We start from the raw sequence: 18,816 nt of genomic DNA on the forward strand, positions 1-18,816 counted from the left end.
CCACCCACTGGGACAGAGATTAACCGCAGCCCCCGGACACCGCGGTCGGCGGTGGCCGGGGCCGTCGGACGTCCGCTAGAGCGGGATGTTGCCGTGCGCGCCGCGGCCGGCCGGTGCCGCCGCGAGAGCCTCAGCGATCTGTCGGCGGGTCTCGGCCGGCTTGATGACGTTGTCGACCACACCGATCTCCAACGCCCGGTTCACGCCACCCGCGACCCGGATCTGCTCCTCGATCAGCTCGGCGCGCAGCGCCTCGCGCTCCCCCGGCGGAGTGGCGGCCAGCTTCTTGCGGTGCAGGATGTTCACCGCCGCGCTGGCGCCCATCACCGCGACCTCCGCGTTCGGCCAGGCGAAGACCGCGGTCGCGCCGAGGGAACGGGAGTTCATCGCGATGTACGCGCCGCCGTACGCCTTGCGGGTTACCAGCGTCACCCGCGGCACGACCGCCTCGGCGAAGGCGTGCAGCAGCTTCGCCCCGCGCCGGACCACCCCGTCCCACTCCTGGCCCAGACCGGGCAGGTAGCCGGGGACGTCAACGAGCACGATCAGCGGTACGCCGAGCGAGTCGCACATCCGCACGAAGCGGGCCGCCTTCTCGGCGCTGGACGCGTCGAGGCAGCCGCCGAGCCGCAGCGGGTTGTTGGCGATCACTCCGACCGTTCGGCCGGCGAACCGCCCCAGGGTGGTGACGATGTTCGGGGCCCACTTGGCGTGCAGCTCAACACCGGGCGCGTCGAGCAGCGCCTTGACCACCGGCTTGACGTCGTACGCCCGGTTGGCCTCGGCCGGCATCTTCGCGGCCAGGTCGTGCCCGTCCTCGGCGGTGGCCGGCACATCGTCCGGGCTGAGTCGGCCCTGGTGGCCGAGGAGAGCCGCGAGCCGGCGTGACTGGGCCAGTGCCTCCTCGTCGTCCCGGCACGTCACGTGTACGACGCCGGAGCGCCGGCCGTGCGGTTCGGGGCCACCGAGGCGGGCCATGTCGACCTGCTCGCCGGTGACGCTGCGGACGACCTCCGGGCCGGTCACGAAGATCCGGCCGGCACCGCTCATCACCACGATGTCGGTGAGCGCCGGCCCGTAGGCGGCGCCCCCCGCGGCGGGACCGAGCACGACGGAGATCTGTGGTACCCGGCCGGAGGCGCGGACCATGGCGGCGAAGACCTGACCGACCGCGTCGAGCGCGACCACGCCCTCGGCGAGGCGGGCTCCGCCGGAGTGCCAGAGCCCGAGTACGGGCACCCGCTCGCGGACGGCGGTGTCAATCGCGTCAACGATGTGTCGGCAGCCGTCAACGCCCATCGCGCCGCCCATCTTCGTGGCGTCGGTGGCGTACGCGATGGCCGGTGTGCCCTCGATCTCGCCGCGGGCACAGAGCACACCGGAGGTGTCGCGTGGGGCGAGTAGACGGAGCGTGCCCGCATCGAACAGGGACCGGAGCCGCAGCTCCGGATCCCGATGGTCCACGGTAGACGTATCGGGGCCGGCAACAGTGGTGGTCACGTGAGCCTCCAAGGCTGTGGTCTCAGGCCCGCGTGAAGACGAGAGCCACGTTGTGCCCGCCGAAGCCGAAGGAGTTGTTCAGCGCAGCGGGGATCTCCAGGTGGCGCGCCTTGTTGGCGGCCACATCCAGGTCGAGACCGTCGTCCGGGTCGTCCAGGTTGATCGTGGGCGGTACCACACCATCCCGAATCGCCAGGATCGTGGCGATAGACTCCAGCGCGCCGGCCGCGCCGAGCAGGTGCCCGGACATCGACTTCGTCGCCGTCAGGACGGGGTGGTCGCCCAGCGCCTGGCGCAGCGCCTTGATCTCGGCCAGGTCGCCGACCGGGGTTGAGGTGGCGTGGGCATTGACGTGTGTGATGTCACCCCGGTCGATGTCCGCGTCGGCGATCGCCTTCGCGATGGCCCGGACCGCGCCGGCACCCTCCGGGTGCGGCTGCACGATGTCGTAGCCGTCGGAGGTGATTCCGGCACCGGCGAGCCGTGCGTACACCCGGGCACCGCGGGCCGCGGCATGGTCGGCGCGTTCCAGCACGATCGCCCCGGCACCCTCACCGAGGACGAAGCCGTCGCGGGCCTTGTCCCAGGGGCGAGAGGCCTTCTCCGGCTCGTCGTTGCGGGTGGACATCGCCCGCATCGAGGAGAAGCCAGCGATCGGCAGCTGGTGGATGACCGCCTCGGTGCCGCCGGCCACCACCACATCGGCGCGCCCGGCACGGATCATGTCCAGGCCGAGGGTGATCGCCTCTGCGCCGGTGGCGCAGGCGCTGGCCACGCAGTGCACGCCCGCGCGGGCGCCCAGCTCCAGGCCGACCCAGGCGGCGGGGCCGTTCGGCATCAGCATCGGGATGGTGTGCGGGGAGACCCGCCGCGGGCCGGAGGCCTCAAGGATGTCGTCCTGGGCGAGCAGGGTCAGTGCGCCGCCGATGCCCGAGCCGACGCTGACGCCGAGCCGCTCCGGGTCCAGCCCGGAGTCGGCGAGACCAGCATCCGCCCACGCCTGGTTCGCGGCGATGATCGCGATCGCCTCGGAGCGGTCCAGCCGGCGCAACTTGACCCGGTCCAGCAGCTCAGCCGGGTCGACCGCGAGCTGGGCTGCGATCCGGACCGGTAGCTGTTCGGCCCAGTCCGGGGTGAGCGCGCTCACCCCGGACTGGCCATTGAGCATGGCGTCCCAGGTTGACGCGACGTCCCCGCCCAGCGGGGTGGTCGCGCCGAGACCGGTGACGACGACGTCAGTGTGGGCCATGGTCAGGACTGCGCCTCGATGTAGCTGACGGCGTCCCCGACCGTCTTCAGGTTCTGCACCTCGTTGTCCGGGATCTTGACGCCGAACTTCTCTTCGGCAGCCACCACGACCTCCACCATCGACAGCGAGTCGACATCCAGGTCGTCGGTGAAGGACTTCCCCTCGGCCACGTCGTCCGGGGTCACCCCGGCAACCTCTTCGAGGATCTCGGCGAGGCCGGTGGTGATCTCGTCACGGGTCATTGCTGTTGGTTCCTCTCATCGGGGGGTTGCTTCGCCGCGGTGGCGAAGGGCGGCGTGCCGAGGCACGCCGGGTCTCAGGGGCAGCGGATGACCTGACCGGCGTAGGTCAGGCCACCGCCGAAGCCGAACAGCAGCACTGGTGCGCCGGAGGGCACCTCACGCCGTTCCACCAGCTTCGACAGGGCCAGGGGAATGCTCGCCGCCGAGGTGTTTCCGGACTCGACAAGGTCCTTGGCGACGATCGCCTGCGGGATGCCGAGGCGCTTGACGATGCCGTCGATGATGCGGGTGTTGGCTTGGTGCGGCACGAACGCCGCCAGCTCCGACGGGGCGACCCCGGCCCGTTCGCACGCTTGGAGTGCGAGCGGCGCCAGCGCGGTGGTGGCCCAGCGGAAGACGGTCTGTCCCTCCTGCCGCACGTACGGGCGCCATCCCTCGATCCGGACCGCGTCGCCGCGCTCCGGCACCGAGCCCCACACCACCGGGCCGATGCCGGCCGGCTCATCCGCCCCGGTGGCGGTGACCACCGCGGCCCCCGCTCCGTCGCCAAAGATGATGCAGGTCGAACGGTCCGTCCAGTCGGTGAAGTCGGAGAGCTTCTCCGCGCCGATGACGATGGCGTTGCGCGCGGCGCCGGCCCGGACAGCGTGGTCAACCGTGCCGAGGGCGTACGCGAAGCCGGAGCAGGCGGTGTTGAGGTCGTACGCGCCGGGTGCGGTGATGCCCAGCCGGGCCGCGACCCGGGAGGCGACGTTCGGGCTCCGATCGACCGAGGTGCAGGTGGCCACCACGACGAGGTCGATGTCGGCGGCGGTTAGGCCGGAGCCGGCCAGCGCCTTGCCAGCGGCGGCGGCGGCCATGTCGGTGACCGTCTCGCCGTCGGCGATCCGGCGGCTGGCGATGCCGACCCGATCGCGGATCCACTCGTCGCTGGTCTCCACCAGCTGGGCGATCTCGTCGTTGGTCACCACCCGGGACGGCTGGTAGTGGCCGAGCGCAACGATCCGGCTGCCCGTCATCAAGGCTGTCCTTCCCTATCCGGCCATGGGTACCGCGATGTCATGTGTGACCACCGATTCGGGCCAGCGGCTGGCCCGGGGCCACCGGGTCGTCGTGGTGGGCGAGCCACTCGGTGAGCAGGCCGCTGTCGTGGGCGGTGACCTCCACCGAGCCCTGCCGGGTGGCGACGTGGCCAATGATCTGACCGGCGCGCAGGTCAACGCCCTCGGCCAGCTCGTCGGCGGGGACGAAGGTGCCGGCGGCTGGGGAGACCACGACCCGGAACTGAATGATCGGCTCGTGGCCACCGAGGCCGCTGTGCCGGGCGATCAGGTCTCGCGCGGCGGGCAGGTCGTCCGGGGTGTTGAGGGTGACGATCTCCGGGGCGGCCTCGCCCTTCAGCTCCCGCTTGACCAGGCCGGCGAGGGTGCCGGCCGGGGGCAGCTCAATCACCCCGGTCACGCCGAGGTCGGCGAGGGTGCGCAGGCACAGGTCCCACCGGACCGGGGCGGTGACCTGGCGGATCAGTCGCTGCACCATCTCCCGGCCGTGGTTCACGGCGGCACCGTCGAGGTTTGACAGCAGGATGTGAGTCGGGTCAGTGGGGGTGACGCCGGCAGCCACGTCGGCCAGGGCGGCCTCGGCCGGGGCCATGTACGGCGTGTGGAAGGCGCCGGCCACCTGTAGCTGGCGGACGCGGGCGCGGGCGGGGGGCTCAGCGGCGAGCTGCTCCAGCCCGCCGAGGGAGCCGGCGGCCACGACCTGGCCGGTGCCGTTGCGGTTGGCCGGGTGTAGCCCGTGCTTCTCGATGGCGGCGAGCACCTCGTCGGGGTCGCCGCCGAGCAGTGCGGCCATCCCGGTCGGTTCGAGCGCGCAGGCAGCTGCCATCTCGCGCCCCCGGACGGCGGCCAGGGTGATCGCGGCCTCCGGCGTGAGCACTCCGGCGAGCGAGGTCGCGCCCAGCTCGCCGACGCTGTGGCCGGCGGTGAGCGTGACATCGTGCATCGGCAGCTGCTCGGCGGCGAGCAGCGCCGCCGCGACGAGCAGCGGCTGGGTGCGGGCGGTGTCCTTGATCTCGTCAGCGTCCGCGGCCGTGCCGAGGTGCACCAGGTCAACCCCGGCGAGCGCGGACCACCAGCGCAACCGCGCCTCGGTGCCGGGCAGTTCGAGCCAAGGGGTCAGGAAGCCGGGTTTCTGTGAACCCTGGCCGGGGGAGAGTACGGCGAGCACGGGTATGACTCTCCCGGATTCGCGCGGGTAGCGCTGTGCCGCCTTGCACCAAACCGCACTAGAACCTTTGGAGGATTCCTACAAAGATCCATCGACGCGGTTAGTTTATTGCCCTGTTCTGGGATTAGCCGGGCCTGTTGTCCGATTCGGTGTCAGGGCGACTACCGGGTCGAGTCGCCCTACGGTGAGCGCCACCTGGAGCGCGTACGCGTCTCGTGCCGCGAGGGGAGAGAGCCCGGTCACCTCCGCCACTCGCCGCAGCCGGTACCGCACCGTGTTCGGGTGCACGAAGAGCGCCCGGGCTGCGCTCTCCAGGGTGCCGCTGGCGGTGAAGAAGGCGTCCAGCGTCTCGAGCAGCTCCCCGCCGGAGCGGGCCAGCGAGGCGTACACGTCGTGCCGCAGCCGGCGGCGGGCCTCGGCATCTCCGGCGAGCGCCCGCTCCGGTAGCAGGTCGGCGGCGGGCACCGGTCGGGGCGCGGCCGGCCAGGCAGGGGCGGCCCGGAATCCGGCGAGGGCGGCCCGGGCGGAGTCGGTGGCCTCGTCCAGGCTCGGCACGGCCGGACCCACCACGACCGGGCCGGTACCGAAGGCGTCGAGCAGCTTGCCGGTGGCAGCCACCGGATCGGCTACCCCGCCGAGCACGATGACCAGGCGGTCGCCGTGCACGCCGCCGATTACCTCGGCGCCGATTCGCCGGGCCAGTCGGTAGACGGTGTGCAGCACGGCGGAGACCTCCCCGCCCGGTGAGCGGCCCACCGCCACTGCCACCGGGGGCGCGTCCGCCCAGCCCAGCGCCGCCGCCCGGCTGGCCAACACGTCTGGTGAGTCGCCACGCAGCAGCGCGTCAACCAGGAGAGCCTGGAGTCGGGCGTCCCAGGAACCCCGCGACTCTGCGGCCCGCGCATACACCCGGGCGGCGGCGAACGCGATCTCCCGGGAGTAGCGCAGCACCACATCCCGTAACTGCTGCTCCTCGCCGGGAGCGGCGAGGGTCGGGACCCGTTCCTCCACCACGTCGATGGTCACCTTGATCAGGGCTACCGTCTGCTGGAGACTGATCGAGCGGGCCAGGGCCTGCGGTGCGGTCGCGAAGACCTCGTCGGAGACCTCCTGAGTGCTGTCCGCGGTGCCGCCGCCGGCGCGCAGCCACTGCACCAGGGAGCGGGCACCGGCCTGGGCCACCAACATGACCCAGGAGCGTTGGTCGGCCGGGAGCTCGCGGAACCAGGGCAGTGTTTCGTCCATCCGCGCCACGCTGGCGGTGGCGAGCGCTCCCGCCGCCCGCTCGATCCGGCGCAGCGTGGCCGCCAGCTCGGTTCCCGGCTCGTTCACCGCCCTAGCCTGACACGTCGTTACCTGCCGCGTTGTGCCGGGTGAACGGGGCCGCGCGGCGGTCACGGTCGGCCTTCCCGCGGCGCTGGCGTCGGCCGCGCCCCGCCTCCGGTGACGCGTATCACCTGGTCGGTTCGCCCGAGCTCGGTGATTCGCGTCGATTCCAGCTGTGACCTGGTACGTGTGCCGCACCGCCCGTCGGCCCCGGCCAGTACGGTGACAGGGCACGCCGGGGCAGCGCCGGTGGGCGACGGCGAGGGTGAGGAGACCTGGATGGCGCACGGGGAGGCCGAGCACGGCTGTGCCCAGGACGGGCATGGCCGGCCGGGCCACCACGAGTTGCCGGCAACCAAGAACCACCGGTGGCTCGGCGGCAGCGCGCCGGGCGAGACACCGAGCGGGCCCCTACCGGAGCGCGTAGACGACGATTCAGCGGTGCCGCGCCAGCGCTCCGCCGAGTCGCTCGGCTTGCCGCCGGGCCCGGTTCGGGGCTGTCTCAGCGGCCAGCCGGGCTGGGCGGGCGCGCATCGGCACGGCCCGGTGCGACCCCGATCGCGAGCGGGGAGACCGGGGCGACCGCCCAGCCGCTGGTGCTGACCAGCGGCTGGGCGGCGGCCACTGACGGATGGGGCTGCTGACGGAGGGGCCGCGCCCGACCGGCGCGGCACCGAAGTCACCCGAAGGCGTCAGCGGGTCCGACGCCGGATCAGCAGTGCGATTCCGGCCAGCCCGAAGGTGATCGCCAGCACGACGGCTACGTTGACCAGGAGTAGCCGGGGGAACCCGCTGAAGGCTTCGTCGATGTTTCCAGCGGGGTCCAGCGAATCTTCCGGAATCATCCGTTCGCTGCCGCCGGCCCCACCGCCAACCGTATCCACCTGCCGTTCCAACGGCACGCCAGCCGTCCGCAGCGTCTCCGACATGGTGAGCCGGCCGAAGAACCAGCCGGCGGTGGTCTTCCGCGAGTCTGGCTGCTTGGCCGGTCGGTGGATGCGGGGCCCACCGACGGCCTTCGGGTACAGGTCGTAGGTCTGCGTGGGTTTGTCGCCGGAGAACACGACGACGGTGTACTTCGGACCGAGGTCGGCCTTCTTCGGTTCGCTGCTCTGGCCGGCGCTACCGAGGAAGTTGACCTGGTCGATGACGGCTGCCAGCTGGGCCGGGTGGGTGTCGGTGCGTAGGTGTAGCGGCTCGGCGAGCCCGGCCCCGGTGATATCCACGCCGGGGGGTGGTGGCTTCGACGTCGCCGATGCGGGTGCGGTCAGGCCGAGTGAGAGCACTCCCGCCGTGAGACCACTGGCCACGATCGCGGCCAACCGTCGTATCCTACGGACCATCGCTGCCTCCTCGCCCCCGTTCGATGGATGGCATCGCTGTGGCTTCGTGCACGCGAATCGCCGTGGACACCCGGATGCTAGGCCGGACGCCCCCCACCTCAATAGACTCCGTCACGCGACAGCTGGTTCCACCTCCTGGTGAAGAAATTTCAGCTATCTGTGATCTTCCACCGAGGAGTAACCGATCGCGGTCGGTCGACCCGCGCATTTTACCTATCGCGTCGGACAATCGGACGGCAGGGTGTGTACCGCCCCTTCAGGGGAGGCGAAGCCGGGCGGCCCGGAGTCGGGTCAGGGTGCGCTCGCGGCCCAGGACCTCGAGCGACTCGAAGAGGGGGAGACCGACCCGGCGGCCGGTCACCGCCACCCGGACGGGTGCCTGGGCCTTGCCCAGCTTCAGGCCATGCTCTGCGCCGACTGCCTCCAGTGTCGACTTGGTCGAATCCGCGTCCCACGAAGGCAGCGCGGTGAAGGCGGCGATTGCGGCGTCGAGCAGTTCGCCGGCGCCCTCCTTCATCGCCTTGGCCCACGCTCCCTCGTCAATCAGCGGTGTGTCGAGGAAGAGAAAGTCCACATTGGGCACGATTTCGCTGAGCACCGCGATCCGGGTCTGCGCCAGCGGTGCCACCGCCGCGAACGCCTCGGCGTCGAACTCGTCCGGCTGCCACGGCGGTGGTGCGATCGTCGCGGTGCCGGTCAACCACGGCTGGCAGGCCGCGATGAACTCGGCGGTCGGCAGCGCTCGGATGTACTCGCCGTTGAATGCGCGCAGCTTCTTTTCGTCGAAGAAGGCCGAGGAGGGATTCACCTCCCCCAGTCGGAACTCCGCTTCGATCGCCGGCCAGGGCACGATCTCCCGGTCGCCGGCCGGTGCCCAGCCGAGCAGCATGAGGTAGTTGCGCATCGCGTCGGCCAGGTAGCCCTCGTCGCGGTACGCCTCCAGGGCCACCTTGTCGCGGCGCTTGGACAGCTTCTGCCGCTTCTCGTTGACGACGACCGGGACGTGCGCCCAGACCGGCGGCTTCGCGCCGAGTGCCGCCCAGAGCAACTGCTGCTTCGGCGTGTTGGGTAGGTGCTCTTCGGCCCGGATGACGTGGGTGATCCCCATCGTCATGTCGTCCACCACGTTGGCGAGCAGGAAGACCGGTGAACCGTCACTCCGCGCGATCACGAAGTCCTCGATCAGCCGATTGTCGAAGGTGGGCTCACCGCGGATCAGGTCGACCACCACGGTCGTGCCCTCGTCCGGGGTCCGGAAGCGCAGGGCGCGGCCGGCGCCTGGCCCCAGATTCCGATCCCGGCAGAAGCCGTCGTAGCCGGTGTGTGGTGAGCCGGTACGGGCCTGCACCGCCTCCCGGGTGCAGTCGCAGTAGTACGCCCGCCCGGCCTCGTGTAGCCGGCTGGCGGCGGCGCGGTGCTCGGTCGCGTACGAGGACTGGAAGTAGGGCCCTTCGTAGCTGCCGCGCGCGATGCCGATCCACTCCAGCGCCGCCAGGATGCCCTCGGTCCACTCGGGCTTGTTGCGGGCCGCGTCGGTGTCCTCGACCCGGAGTACGAACACCCCGCCCTGCTGCTTGGCGAAGATCCAATTCTGCAGGGCCGAACGGGCGCCGCCGACGTGGAACATTCCGGTCGGGGAGGGGGCGAAGCGTACACGTACCGTCACGTCCCCAAGCCTACGGCCGGCCCAACCGGCGTTCGGAAGGGCCCCTCGCCATCGGTGGCGGCCATACCCGTACCGGATGGACAGAGGCAAGGGTCTTCGGCGTGTCTTTTACCCACCTGTCCGTTTAAGTCCGAAATTGCGCATAGAGTGCCGATATCGTGGGTTGTCCGCACTGGAGGAAGACGGAAAATGATCCTCGTGGAACGCAGCTCGCACGTAACCGCGCCGATCGAAGCGGTCTGGGGCGTCGTGCAGCGGGCTGAACAACTGCCGGCCTGGCTGGCCGGGGTCCGTGCGGCGGAAGTGCTCTCTGGGGAGGGCTTCGGCCGGCGGCAGCGGGTCCAGGCGGGGCGCGGCGCGGCCCATGAGGCCGAGGTGATCGCCTATCAGGAGCCGACCCTGATCGGCTGGCGGGAACGCGCCAAGGGCGCCGGTGCCCGAGCGGAGGCGCGCACCGAGATCTATGTCCAGCTCACCGCTGACGAGGCAGAGGGCGGGACGGTCGTGCGGCTGATCGTCGTACGCTGGCCGGCTGGTCCGGTCAAGGCCGCCCTGCTCCGGCTCGGCCTGCGTCGGGTCGGCGCCGACCTGGAGGACTCGCTCGCCCGGCTGACCGACCTGGCCGCCGTCGGCTGACCGGGCGCCGTCCTGGCGTCACCCGTTCCGGCGGTGGCCTGGGGTCCTAGCCAGGGATCCGGGCCACCGCCACTGTGTGGCTCCCCCACTCCCGGAGGTGCGGCGGGGTCAGCACTGCTCGCGAGCCTGGTCGCGGAACCGGGTCAGCCGCACGAGGGGATGTGGACGGAACACCCCGAGAGACGACGCCGGCCCGGGGCGGAACACTCCACGCCGGGCCGGCCGTGACCGTCGGTCAGCTGTCGCCGCCGGTCTCACCGACCGGGGCAGCCCCGATGTCGTCGATGGCGTACTTCTTGGCCGCCTCGGCGGGAACCCCCGCCGGGACCGCGCCGCAGAGCGCGAGCTGCCGCAACGTCGCGACCACGATCGACTCCGCGTCCACGTGGAAGTACCGACGCAGCGCGTGCCGGGTGTCCGACATGCCGAACCCGTCGGTGCCGAGCGAGGTGTAGTCGCCGGGCACCCAGCGGGCAATCAGATCCGGCACCGCGCGCATCCAGTCGCTCACCGCGACCTTCGGTCCGTCCGCGTCGGCCAGCTTGGTCGTCACGTACGGGACCTGCTGTTGCTCGGTCGGGTTGAGCAGGTTGTGCTCCTCCGCCTGGACCGCGTCGCGGCGCAGCTCGGTCCAGGAGGTCACGGACCAGACGTTGGCGGCCACCCCCCAGTCCCGGGCGAGCAGGTCCTGCGCCTTGAGCGCCCACTGCATGCCGGTGCCGGAGGCGAGTAGCTGCGCCGACGGGCCGTCCACCTGGGGCGCCGGCGCGTACCGGTAGATGCCCTTGCGGATGCCCTCGACGTCGACCTCCGCCGGCTCTGCCGGCTGCACGATCGGCTCGTTGTAGACCGTCAGGTAGTAGAAGACATTCTCCTGCGCCTCGCCGTACATGCGGTGCAGGCCGTCTTCCACGATGTGGGCGATCTCGAAGGCGAACGCCGGGTCGTAGGCGACCACCGCCGGGTTGGTGGCGGCGATCAACAGCGAATGACCGTCCTCGTGCTGGAGACCCTCGCCGTTGAGCGTGGTCCGTCCGGCGGTAGCGCCGAGCAGGAAGCCTCGGGCCATCTGGTCGGCCGCCGCCCAGAGCCCGTCCGCGGTCCGCTGGAACCCGAACATCGAGTAGAAGATGTACATCGGGATCATCGGCTCGTTGTGCGTGGCGTACGCGGAGCCGGCCGCGGTGAAGGAGGCGACCGAGCCGACCTCGTTGATGCCCTCGTGCAGGATCTGCCCGCCAGTCGCCTCCTTGTACGACAGGAACAGCTCCCGGTCAACCGAGGTGTAGCGTTGGCCGTGCGGCGAGTAGATCTTCCGCGTCGGGAAGAGTGAGTCCATTCCGAAGGTGCGGGCCTCGTCCGGAATGATCGGCACCCAGCGTCGGCCGAACTCCTTGTCCTTCATCAGGTCCTTGAGCAGGCGGACGAAGGCCATCGTGGTGGCCACCTTCTGCTTGCCGGAACCGCGCTTGACGTCGCCGAAGCTCTTTGAGTCGGGGATGGTGAGGCGCTTCGTGCCGGAGCGCCGCGAGGGCAGGTAGCCGCCGAGCTGCCGGCGGCGCTCGTGCAGGTACTCGATCTCGTCGGACTTCGCCTCCGGCCGGTAGTACGGCGGCAGGTAGGGGTTCTCCTCCAGCGCCTTGTCCGGGATGTCCAGGTAGAGCCGGTCGCGGAAGGTCTTCAGGTCATCCAGCGTCAGCTTCTTCATCTGGTGGGTGGCGTTGCGCCCCTCGAAGTGCGAGCCGAGCGTCCAACCCTTGATGGTCTTGGCCAGAATCACCGTCGGCTGCCCGGTGTGCTCCACCGCGGCCTTGTACGCCGCGTAGAGCTTCCGGTAGTCGTGGCCACCCCGCTTCAGGTTCCAGATCTCGTCGTCGCTGAGGTGGTCGACCATCTTGCGGGTCCGCGGGTCGCGGCCGAAGAAGTGCTCGCGGATGTACGCCCCGGACTCCGCCTTGTAGGTCTGGTAGTCACCGTCGGGCGTGGTGTTCATCAGGTTGACCAGCGCGCCGTCGGTGTCCCGGGCGAGCAGCGGGTCCCACTCGCGGCCCCAGACGACCTTGATGACGTTCCAACCGGCGCCCCGGAAGAACGCCTCCAGCTCCTGCATGACCTTGCCGTTGCCGCGGACCGGTCCGTCCAGGCGTTGCAGGTTGCAGTTGATGACGAAGGTGAGGTTGTCCAGCTCCTCCCGGGCGGCCGTCCCGATCGCACCCAGCGTCTCCGGCTCGTCCATCTCGCCGTCGCCGAGGAACGCCCACACATTCTGGTCGGAGGTGTCCTTGATGCCGCGGTGGTGCAGGTAGCGGTTGAACCGGGCCTGGTAGATGGCGTTGACGCCGCCGAGGCCCATCGAGACGGTGGGGAACTCCCAGAAGTCCGGCATCAGCCGGGGGTGCGGGTACGACGGCAGCCCGCCGCCGGGGTGCGACAGCTCCTGGCGGAACCCGTCGAGCTGGTGCTCGCTGAGCCGCCCCTCGAGAAACGCCCGCGCGTACATGCCGGGGGAGGCGTGCCCCTGGTAGAAGAGGTGGTCGCCACCGCCGGGGTGGTCCTTACCCCGGAAGAAGTGGTTGAAGCCGACCTCGTAGAGCGAGGCCGAGCTGGCGAACGTCGAGATGTGCCCACCGACGCCGATCTCCGGCCGCTGGGCCCGGTGCACCAACATCGCGGCGTTCCACCGGATGTAGGCCCGGATGCGCCGCTCGACGTGTTCGTCGCCGGGGAACCAGGGCTCCTGCTCGGGGGCGATGGTGTTGATGTAGTCCGTGGTCGTCAGCGATGGCACCCCGACCTGACGCTCGCGGGCTCGTTCCAGCAGGCGCAGCATGACGTAGCGGGCGCGCTTCGTCCCGCGCTCGTCGATGACACCGTCGAGCGACTCGACCCATTCGCCGGTCTCGTCGGGGTCGATATCCGGAAGCTGGCTCGGCAGACCGGCACTGATCACCGGGCGCTTGCGTTCCGTGGCCACAGGCGTTCCCTCGGTTGGATTTTGGTCAGGTTATAGCGCCATCCTGCCCTCTCGGGGCGCTCCTCGTCACTTCACCCGCAGGAGACGCGATGCTCGACACAGGTACTGGTCGGTAACCTCCTTGGGTGGCCCGACGGTGTCTCGGTGTCTCGGTGTCACGGGTCGGCCGGGAGAGGCCGCGGGGCAGAATTCAGCACATGCGTACCGAAGTGATAACCGTCCAGACCGGGTCACGCCTCACCGTCCAGAACATCACCGCCGAGGCGGACCGGTTCGTGGCCGGACAGGGGGACGGCCTGCTGCACGTCTTCGTGCCCCACACCACCGCCGGGCTCGCGCTCATCGAATTCGGCACCGGCTCCGACGACGACCTACGTCGGGTGCTCAACGACCTACTGCCCGCCGACGACCGGTGGCGACACCGGCACGGGTCCCCCGGCCACGGGCGAGACCATCTGCTGCCCGCCTTCCTGTCGCCGTACGCGACGCTGCCGGTGTGTGCCGGGCGGCTCGCGCTCGGCACCTGGCAGTCGCTGTGCCTGGTCGACCCGAACGGGGACAACCCGACCCGCCAGGTCCGCTTCTCGTTCCTGCCCGGCTGACCGGCCCCGACGACCTTACCGGCCCCGACGACCCGGCCGACCGGCCCCGACGCCCTGTACCCTCCTCCGGCCGCGGGTTCCCACCCCGGTGCCGTCGTTTTCGGGAATCGACCACCTCAACTGGTGCGGCGGGTAGGGTGCCGGTCATGGCGCATCGCACCATCCGGCGGGCCGGCTCCCCCAAGGGCAACCGGTCCGAGCTGGCCGGGGACGCCATCCGCCGGATCATGCAGATCGCCTCGACCATCCGGCAGGACCAGGACACCGACATCACCCAGCTGGGGCTCACCCCCGCCGTGGCCCGCGCCCTGTACGAACTCGACCCTGACCGGCCGCTGCCCGCCCGTGAACTCGCCGAGCAGCTGCGCTGCGACCGGTCCAACGTGACCGCCCTGGTAGACCGGTTGGAACAGGCGGGTCTGGTCGAGCGCCGGATCGACCCCGCCGATCGGCGGCAGAAGACACTTGTGGTGACCACAGCCGGGCGGCGGGTGCGAGTGCGGGTCCAACAGGCGATGTCGAAGTCCCGGCTCCTGGCTGGTCTCAGCGACGAGGAACTCAGCGATCTGCGCGCCCTGGTGACCAAGATGTCCGACCGCGGCTGCCCGGAAGTCAGCGCGGCGGAGTAGAGCGTGGTGTCCCCGTCGTGTCCCACTGGGCGCGCCGGGCTTCGTCGGTAATGCTGTCCGACGTGACCCAGTACGACCTTGACGAGCGGCTCCGCGCGGCATTGGGGGCGCTGGTCGCCGACGGGCATCGTCGGGACCCCTCCCGGCCGGTCCGCCAGGAGTCGCCGCTGACCGGCGTGCGGGTCCTGGAGCTGTTCGACGCCCAGATCGTCAGCCGCCAGCTCGATCTGGCCGGCCGCTGGCTCCGCAGCTTCGGCGAGGGCTTCTACACCGTCGGCTCGGCCGGCCACGAGGGCAACGCCGCCGTCGCCGCCGCGCTTGCGCCGACCGATCCGGCCCTGCTGCACTACCGCTCCGGCGCGTTCTACTGTGTTCGCGCTGCCCAGGCCAACGGTGATCGCAGCCCGGACGAGCGCGATCACGCCGCGGCCACCGCCGCCGCTGTCACCACCACCGACACCGCTGCCGGCGCGGTCGCGGGCACCCGCGGTGCGCTGGCGGAGGGCGCGGAACGCCCCCTTGCCCCCGAGTACGCCGAGGCGGCCCGCGACGTGCTGCGTGGAATGGTCGCCTCGGCTCGGGAGCCGATCGCCGGCGGCCGGCACAAAGTCTTCGGCCGCGCCGACCTGGCCGTCGTGCCCACCACCTCCACCGCCGCCTCGCACCTGCCCCGCGCGGTCGGCCTGGGGCTGGCGCTGGAGCGGTCGCGCCGGCTCGACGGGGCGGAGCAGAGCACCGCCCCCAACAGCGCGCCGTGGCCACCAGAGGCCGTCGTGCTCTGCTCCTTCGGCGACGCGTCGGTGAACCACGCCAGCGCCACCGCCGCCCTGAACACCGCCGGCTGGTACGACCACACCGGGCTACGCCTGCCCGTCCTGTTCCTCTGCGAGGACAACGGCCTCGGTGCCAGCGTGCGCTCACCACAGGGCTGGGTCGCGGCGGTCCTGCGCGCGAAGCCGGGAGTCCGCTACCTCGCCGCCGACGGGACCGACCTGGTCGAGACGTACGCGGCGGCGGCCGAGGCGGTGCAGTGGGTCCGTCGACACCGCCGGCCGGCCGTGCTGCACCTGTCGACCGTCCGACTGCTGGGGCACGCCGGTGCGGACGCCGAGAGCGCGTACCGCACCACCGACGAGATCACCGCCGACCTCGAGCGGGATCCGCTGCTGGTCACCGCCCGGCTGCTCACCGGGGCGGGCATCGCCACCGGCACGGCCCTGCTGGCCCGGTACGACGAGATCGGCTGGCAGGTCCGCCGGCTCGCCGAGGAGGTGCTGGAGGAGCCGAAACTGGCCGATCCGGCAGAGGTCCTCGCCCCGCTGGCACCACGGCGGCCGGGCCGGGTCGCCCAGGCCGTCGCCGCCGCCGCGGCCCGCGCCGAAGGCCCCGGCGCCGCTGCCCGCGCCGCGGCCTTCGGCGGCAGGGTGCCCGAACTGGCCGGCCCGCTGACCCTCGCGCAGAGCATCAACGCCGCCCTCGCCGACGGCCTGCTCGACCACCCACGAATGGCCGTGTTCGGTGCGGACGTCGGGGCGAAGGGCGGGGTGCACGGGGTGTCGAAGGGGCTGCGGGAACGTTTCGGAGCAGCCCGGGTCTTCGACACCCTGCTCGACGAGACCTCGCTCCTCGGGCTCGGACTAGGCGCCGGGTTGGCCGGAATGCTGCCGGTGCCGGAGATCCAGTACCTCGGGTATCTGCACAACGCCGAGGACCAACTGCGCGGCGAGGCCGCCACCATGCAGTTCTTCTCGCAGGGCGCCTACCGTAATCCGATGGTGGTCCGGATCGCCGGGCTGGCATACCAGCAGGGGTTCGGTGGTCACTTCCACAATGACAACTCGGTCTCCGTGCTCCGGGACGTCCCCGGCCTGGTGGTCGCGGTGCCGGCGCGGCCGGACGACGCCGCGCCCATGCTGCGCACCTGCCTGGCCAGCGCGGCGGTGGACGGTAGCGTCTGCGTCTTCCTGGAGCCCGTCGCCGTCTACCACACCCGCGACCTGCGCGCGGAGGGCGACGGCGAGTGGCTCGCCGAGTACGCGGGGCCGGGCTTCTGGGCGAGCGCACAGGTGCCGATCGGCCGGGCCCGTGGCTACGGTGTCGGCTCGGCCGGAGACATTACGATCATCACTTTCGGCAACGGGGTGCGGCTGTCGCTGCGTGCCGCCGCGGTCCTCGCCGAGGAGGGGGTCGGCAGCCGCGTGGTTGACCTGCGCTGGTTGGCGCCGTTGCCGGTCGCCGACCTCATCCGGGAGGCCACCGCGACCGGCCGGGTCCTGGTCGTGGACGAGACCCGGCGGTCCGGCGGTGTGGGGGAGGGGGTCATCGCGGCCTTGGTCGATGCCGGATACGTCGGAGCGGTGCGGCGTGTTGCGGCAGTTGACTCGTTCGTACCATTAGGCCCGGCGGCCCGTCAGGTTCTGGTCACCGAGGATGCCATCACCCAGGGTGCCCGCACTCTCCTGGCAGGGTAAATTCCGTTCCACCCGGTGTGCCACTTGCGCGCCGAGCCGCAACTGTGTGGACTTGGCTCACGGCGTTGACCGACGCCGTGAGCTGGATGAAAGAGGAGGCACGCGACAGTGAGCGCGACCGCTGGTCAGGCCGCCGACGGGGTACGCAGCCTGGCGGACCGGTTCGGAATCGAGCCGGGGATGGTCGTCATGGAGATGGGGTACGACGACGACGTCGACCAGGATCTCCGAGACGCACTGACCGACCGCTGTGGGGAACTGGTTGACGAAGACACCGACGAGGTGGTCGACGCGGTACTGGTGTGGTACCGAGACGGCGACGGTGACCTTTTCGAGCTGCTCGTTGATGCCCTCGGCCCGCTGGCGGACAGCGGAATCGTGTGGCTACTGACGCCGAAGGCCGGACGTGAGGGGCACGTGGAGCCCAGCGAGATCGCCGAGTCCGCGCCCACCGCCGGGCTGCAGCAGACCTCCACGATCAACGCTGGCCGGGACTGGAGTGGCGCCCGGTTGGTGTTGCGACGCGGGTCAAAGAGCAAGAAGTAGCTGACTCCGTACCGCTTAACTCCCGCCGTATGGCAGGCTTTCCTGACGTTTGACCCGACCGCAAGGAGTTCCGCATGTCCATCGAGGTTGGCGCGCAGGCGCCGGACTTCGTGCTCAAAGACCAGAACAACCAGGAGGTTCGGCTCGCCGACTTCCGTGACAAGCGCGCGGTGCTCTTGGTCTTCTACCCACTCGCCTTCTCCGGTGTCTGCCAGGGTGAACTGTGTGAGGTACGGGACAACCTGAACCAGTACGTCAATGACGACGTTCAGGTGCTCACCGTCAGCGTTGACTCGGTGTACGCCCACAAGATCTGGGCGGACCGGGAGGGCTACCAGTTCCCGCTGCTCTCCGACTTCTGGCCGCACGGGGCGGTCGCCCAGGCCTACGGGGTTTTCAACGATGTCGCCGGCATCGCCAACCGGGGCACCTTCGTCATCGACAAGGCGGGCGTGGTTCGCTTCGCCGAGATGAATTCGCCGGGTGAGGCCCGTGACCAGCAGGGCTGGCGTAAGGCGCTGGCTGAGGTCGCGGCCGTCTGAGACCGGTCGACCGTCGGGGCGGCGCCGGTGGCGGCAGGGTAAGCTTGCCAGCCTCCGGCCCGTCTCACCGGCGCCCGGGGCGCGTAGCTCAGTGGGAGAGCACTCGCCTTACAAGCGAGGGGTCGCAGGTTCGAAACCTGCCGCGCCCACCCCGTACCACCAGCACTGACGGCGGCCCGGAGGTCACTTCCCGCACCCAGCGGCTAGCCACACTCGTCTTCCGCCCGTCCGGCAGGCGGGAGATCGCCCGGGCCGCGGATCAGGTAGATCGCCACCAGCAGCAGGTAGGCCAGCAGGCTGAGGATCGGATTGATGAAGACGATCGCGAAGGCGATCAGGTAGAGCAGCGGGCGGATGAGGTACCGGCGAGAGACCGACGCCGCCAGCCGGGGGTCGAGATCGGGGCTGAGTAGGCCGCGCCAGCGTGCCCACCACCAGCCCAGGTTGAAAAACAGCGCTTCGCCGAGCACGGCGCCGACGTAGATCGCCGCCGACAACCGCTGGTCCGCATCGCTGCCGCGAAGGTGGTCCGAGAGCTGGTTGGCCGTGAACGGGATAGCCGCCACGAACATCAGCATCACCAGGTTCAGCACCAACATCATCTGGTCAATCCGGACCACGTATCGCCAACTGTTGTGGTGGGCCAGCCAGATCTGGCCGACGATGGCGAAGGTGATGACGTAGGCGAGGAAGGCCCGCCACTCCTCTTTGAGTCTCGCCACCAGGTCTGTGTCGGCCGTTCCATCTGGGGTGAACTGGAGCAGCTCCACCGCCATCAGAGTCAGTGCGACGGCGATCACGGCGTCGCTGAAGGCCTCTACCCGGACCGTGTTCCGGGACATCTCGCTGTCTCGCCGATAC

The 18,816-nt window shown here is 70.7% G+C and carries 17 protein-coding genes and 1 tRNA gene; 8 read left to right on the top strand and 10 right to left on the bottom strand.

Features of this window, described 5'->3' with window-relative positions; all coding sequences use genetic code 11:
• Positions 1-75: 75 nt before the first annotated feature.
• The 6 genes from K228_RS0103340 to K228_RS0103365 form a co-directional block, all read right to left on the bottom strand.
• Positions 76-1,500, bottom strand: coding sequence for an acyl-CoA carboxylase subunit beta (locus K228_RS0103340; protein WP_025617134.1), 1,425 nt, complete (start codon positions 1,498-1,500; stop codon positions 76-78).
• A gap of 22 nt (positions 1,501-1,522) precedes the next feature.
• Positions 1,523-2,749, bottom strand: coding sequence for a beta-ketoacyl-ACP synthase II (gene fabF / locus K228_RS0103345; protein WP_025617135.1), 1,227 nt, complete (start codon positions 2,747-2,749; stop codon positions 1,523-1,525).
• Between the two features lie 2 nt (positions 2,750-2,751).
• A complete protein-coding gene (locus K228_RS0103350) occupies positions 2,752-2,991 on the bottom strand; it encodes an acyl carrier protein (RefSeq protein WP_012183711.1) in 240 nt (79 codons plus the stop codon).
• 74 nt (positions 2,992-3,065) lie between these two features.
• The gene (locus tag K228_RS0103355) at positions 3,066-4,010 is read right to left on the bottom strand and encodes a beta-ketoacyl-ACP synthase III (RefSeq protein WP_025617136.1); all 945 of its coding nucleotides are present in this window, start codon (positions 4,008-4,010) and stop codon (positions 3,066-3,068) included.
• Positions 4,011-4,050: 40 nt separating this feature from the next.
• Positions 4,051-5,220, bottom strand: a complete 1,170-nt coding sequence (locus K228_RS0103360) for an acyltransferase domain-containing protein (RefSeq protein ID WP_025617137.1) — start codon at positions 5,218-5,220, stop codon at positions 4,051-4,053.
• 105 nt (positions 5,221-5,325) lie between these two features.
• Positions 5,326-6,714 carry a PucR family transcriptional regulator gene (locus K228_RS0103365; RefSeq protein WP_425414495.1) on the bottom strand — a complete coding sequence of 463 codons (1,389 nt, stop codon included), beginning with the start codon at positions 6,712-6,714 and terminating at the stop codon, positions 5,326-5,328.
• Positions 6,715-6,825: 111 nt separating this feature from the next.
• Between K228_RS0103365 and K228_RS29350 the strand changes: the two genes are divergently transcribed.
• Positions 6,826-7,149, top strand: a complete 324-nt coding sequence (locus K228_RS29350) for a hypothetical protein (protein WP_025617139.1) — start codon at positions 6,826-6,828, stop codon at positions 7,147-7,149.
• 89 nt (positions 7,150-7,238) lie between these two features.
• Here the strand turns inward: K228_RS29350 and K228_RS0103375 are convergent, their stop codons facing one another.
• Both K228_RS0103375 and gltX read right to left on the bottom strand, forming a co-directional pair.
• Positions 7,239-7,889 carry a hypothetical protein gene (locus K228_RS0103375; RefSeq protein WP_025617140.1) on the bottom strand — a complete coding sequence of 217 codons (651 nt, stop codon included), beginning with the start codon at positions 7,887-7,889 and terminating at the stop codon, positions 7,239-7,241.
• A gap of 256 nt (positions 7,890-8,145) precedes the next feature.
• The gene (gene gltX / locus K228_RS0103380; RefSeq protein ID WP_025617141.1) at positions 8,146-9,555 is read right to left on the bottom strand and encodes a glutamate--tRNA ligase; all 1,410 of its coding nucleotides are present in this window, start codon (positions 9,553-9,555) and stop codon (positions 8,146-8,148) included.
• A 189-nt stretch (positions 9,556-9,744) separates the two neighbouring features.
• Between gltX and K228_RS0103385 the strand changes: the two genes are divergently transcribed.
• Positions 9,745-10,191, top strand: a complete 447-nt coding sequence (locus tag K228_RS0103385) for an SRPBCC family protein (protein WP_012014582.1) — start codon at positions 9,745-9,747, stop codon at positions 10,189-10,191.
• 235 nt (positions 10,192-10,426) lie between these two features.
• On the opposite strand, the gene aceE is transcribed toward K228_RS0103385, so the two are convergent.
• A complete protein-coding gene (gene aceE, locus K228_RS0103390; protein WP_025617142.1) occupies positions 10,427-13,165 on the bottom strand; it encodes a pyruvate dehydrogenase (acetyl-transferring), homodimeric type in 2,739 nt (912 codons plus the stop codon).
• Between the two features lie 197 nt (positions 13,166-13,362).
• Here aceE and K228_RS0103395 point away from each other — a divergent pair, with 197 nt between their 5' ends.
• The 6 genes from K228_RS0103395 to K228_RS0103420 all read left to right on the top strand — a co-directional run bounded on the left by K228_RS0103395 (position 13,363) and on the right by K228_RS0103420 (position 18,104).
• Complete coding sequence (locus K228_RS0103395) at positions 13,363-13,767, top strand: YjbQ family protein (protein WP_025617143.1); 405 nt, start codon at positions 13,363-13,365, stop codon at positions 13,765-13,767.
• Positions 13,768-13,913: 146 nt separating this feature from the next.
• The gene (locus K228_RS0103400) at positions 13,914-14,396 is read left to right on the top strand and encodes a MarR family winged helix-turn-helix transcriptional regulator (protein ID WP_025617144.1); all 483 of its coding nucleotides are present in this window, start codon (positions 13,914-13,916) and stop codon (positions 14,394-14,396) included.
• Between the two features lie 50 nt (positions 14,397-14,446).
• Positions 14,447-16,867 carry a transketolase C-terminal domain-containing protein gene (locus K228_RS0103405; protein WP_025617145.1) on the top strand — a complete coding sequence of 807 codons (2,421 nt, stop codon included), beginning with the start codon at positions 14,447-14,449 and terminating at the stop codon, positions 16,865-16,867.
• A gap of 108 nt (positions 16,868-16,975) precedes the next feature.
• Entirely contained in the window at positions 16,976-17,413 is a 438-nt protein-coding gene (locus tag K228_RS0103410; RefSeq protein WP_018216517.1) for a DUF3052 domain-containing protein, read from the top strand.
• A gap of 74 nt (positions 17,414-17,487) precedes the next feature.
• Positions 17,488-17,955, top strand: a complete 468-nt coding sequence (locus K228_RS0103415; protein ID WP_025617146.1) for a peroxiredoxin — start codon at positions 17,488-17,490, stop codon at positions 17,953-17,955.
• A gap of 77 nt (positions 17,956-18,032) precedes the next feature.
• Positions 18,033-18,104 (top strand) — tRNA-Val (locus tag K228_RS0103420).
• 54 nt (positions 18,105-18,158) lie between these two features.
• On the opposite strand, the gene K228_RS0103425 is transcribed toward K228_RS0103420, so the two are convergent.
• Positions 18,159-18,797, bottom strand: a complete 639-nt coding sequence (locus K228_RS0103425; protein ID WP_025617147.1) for a TMEM175 family protein — start codon at positions 18,795-18,797, stop codon at positions 18,159-18,161.
• Positions 18,798-18,816 lie beyond the last annotated feature (19 nt).

It is taken from the genome of Salinispora cortesiana (assembly GCF_000484695.1).
GTDB classification, from domain to species: Bacteria; Actinomycetota; Actinomycetes; order Mycobacteriales; family Micromonosporaceae; genus Micromonospora; species Micromonospora cortesiana.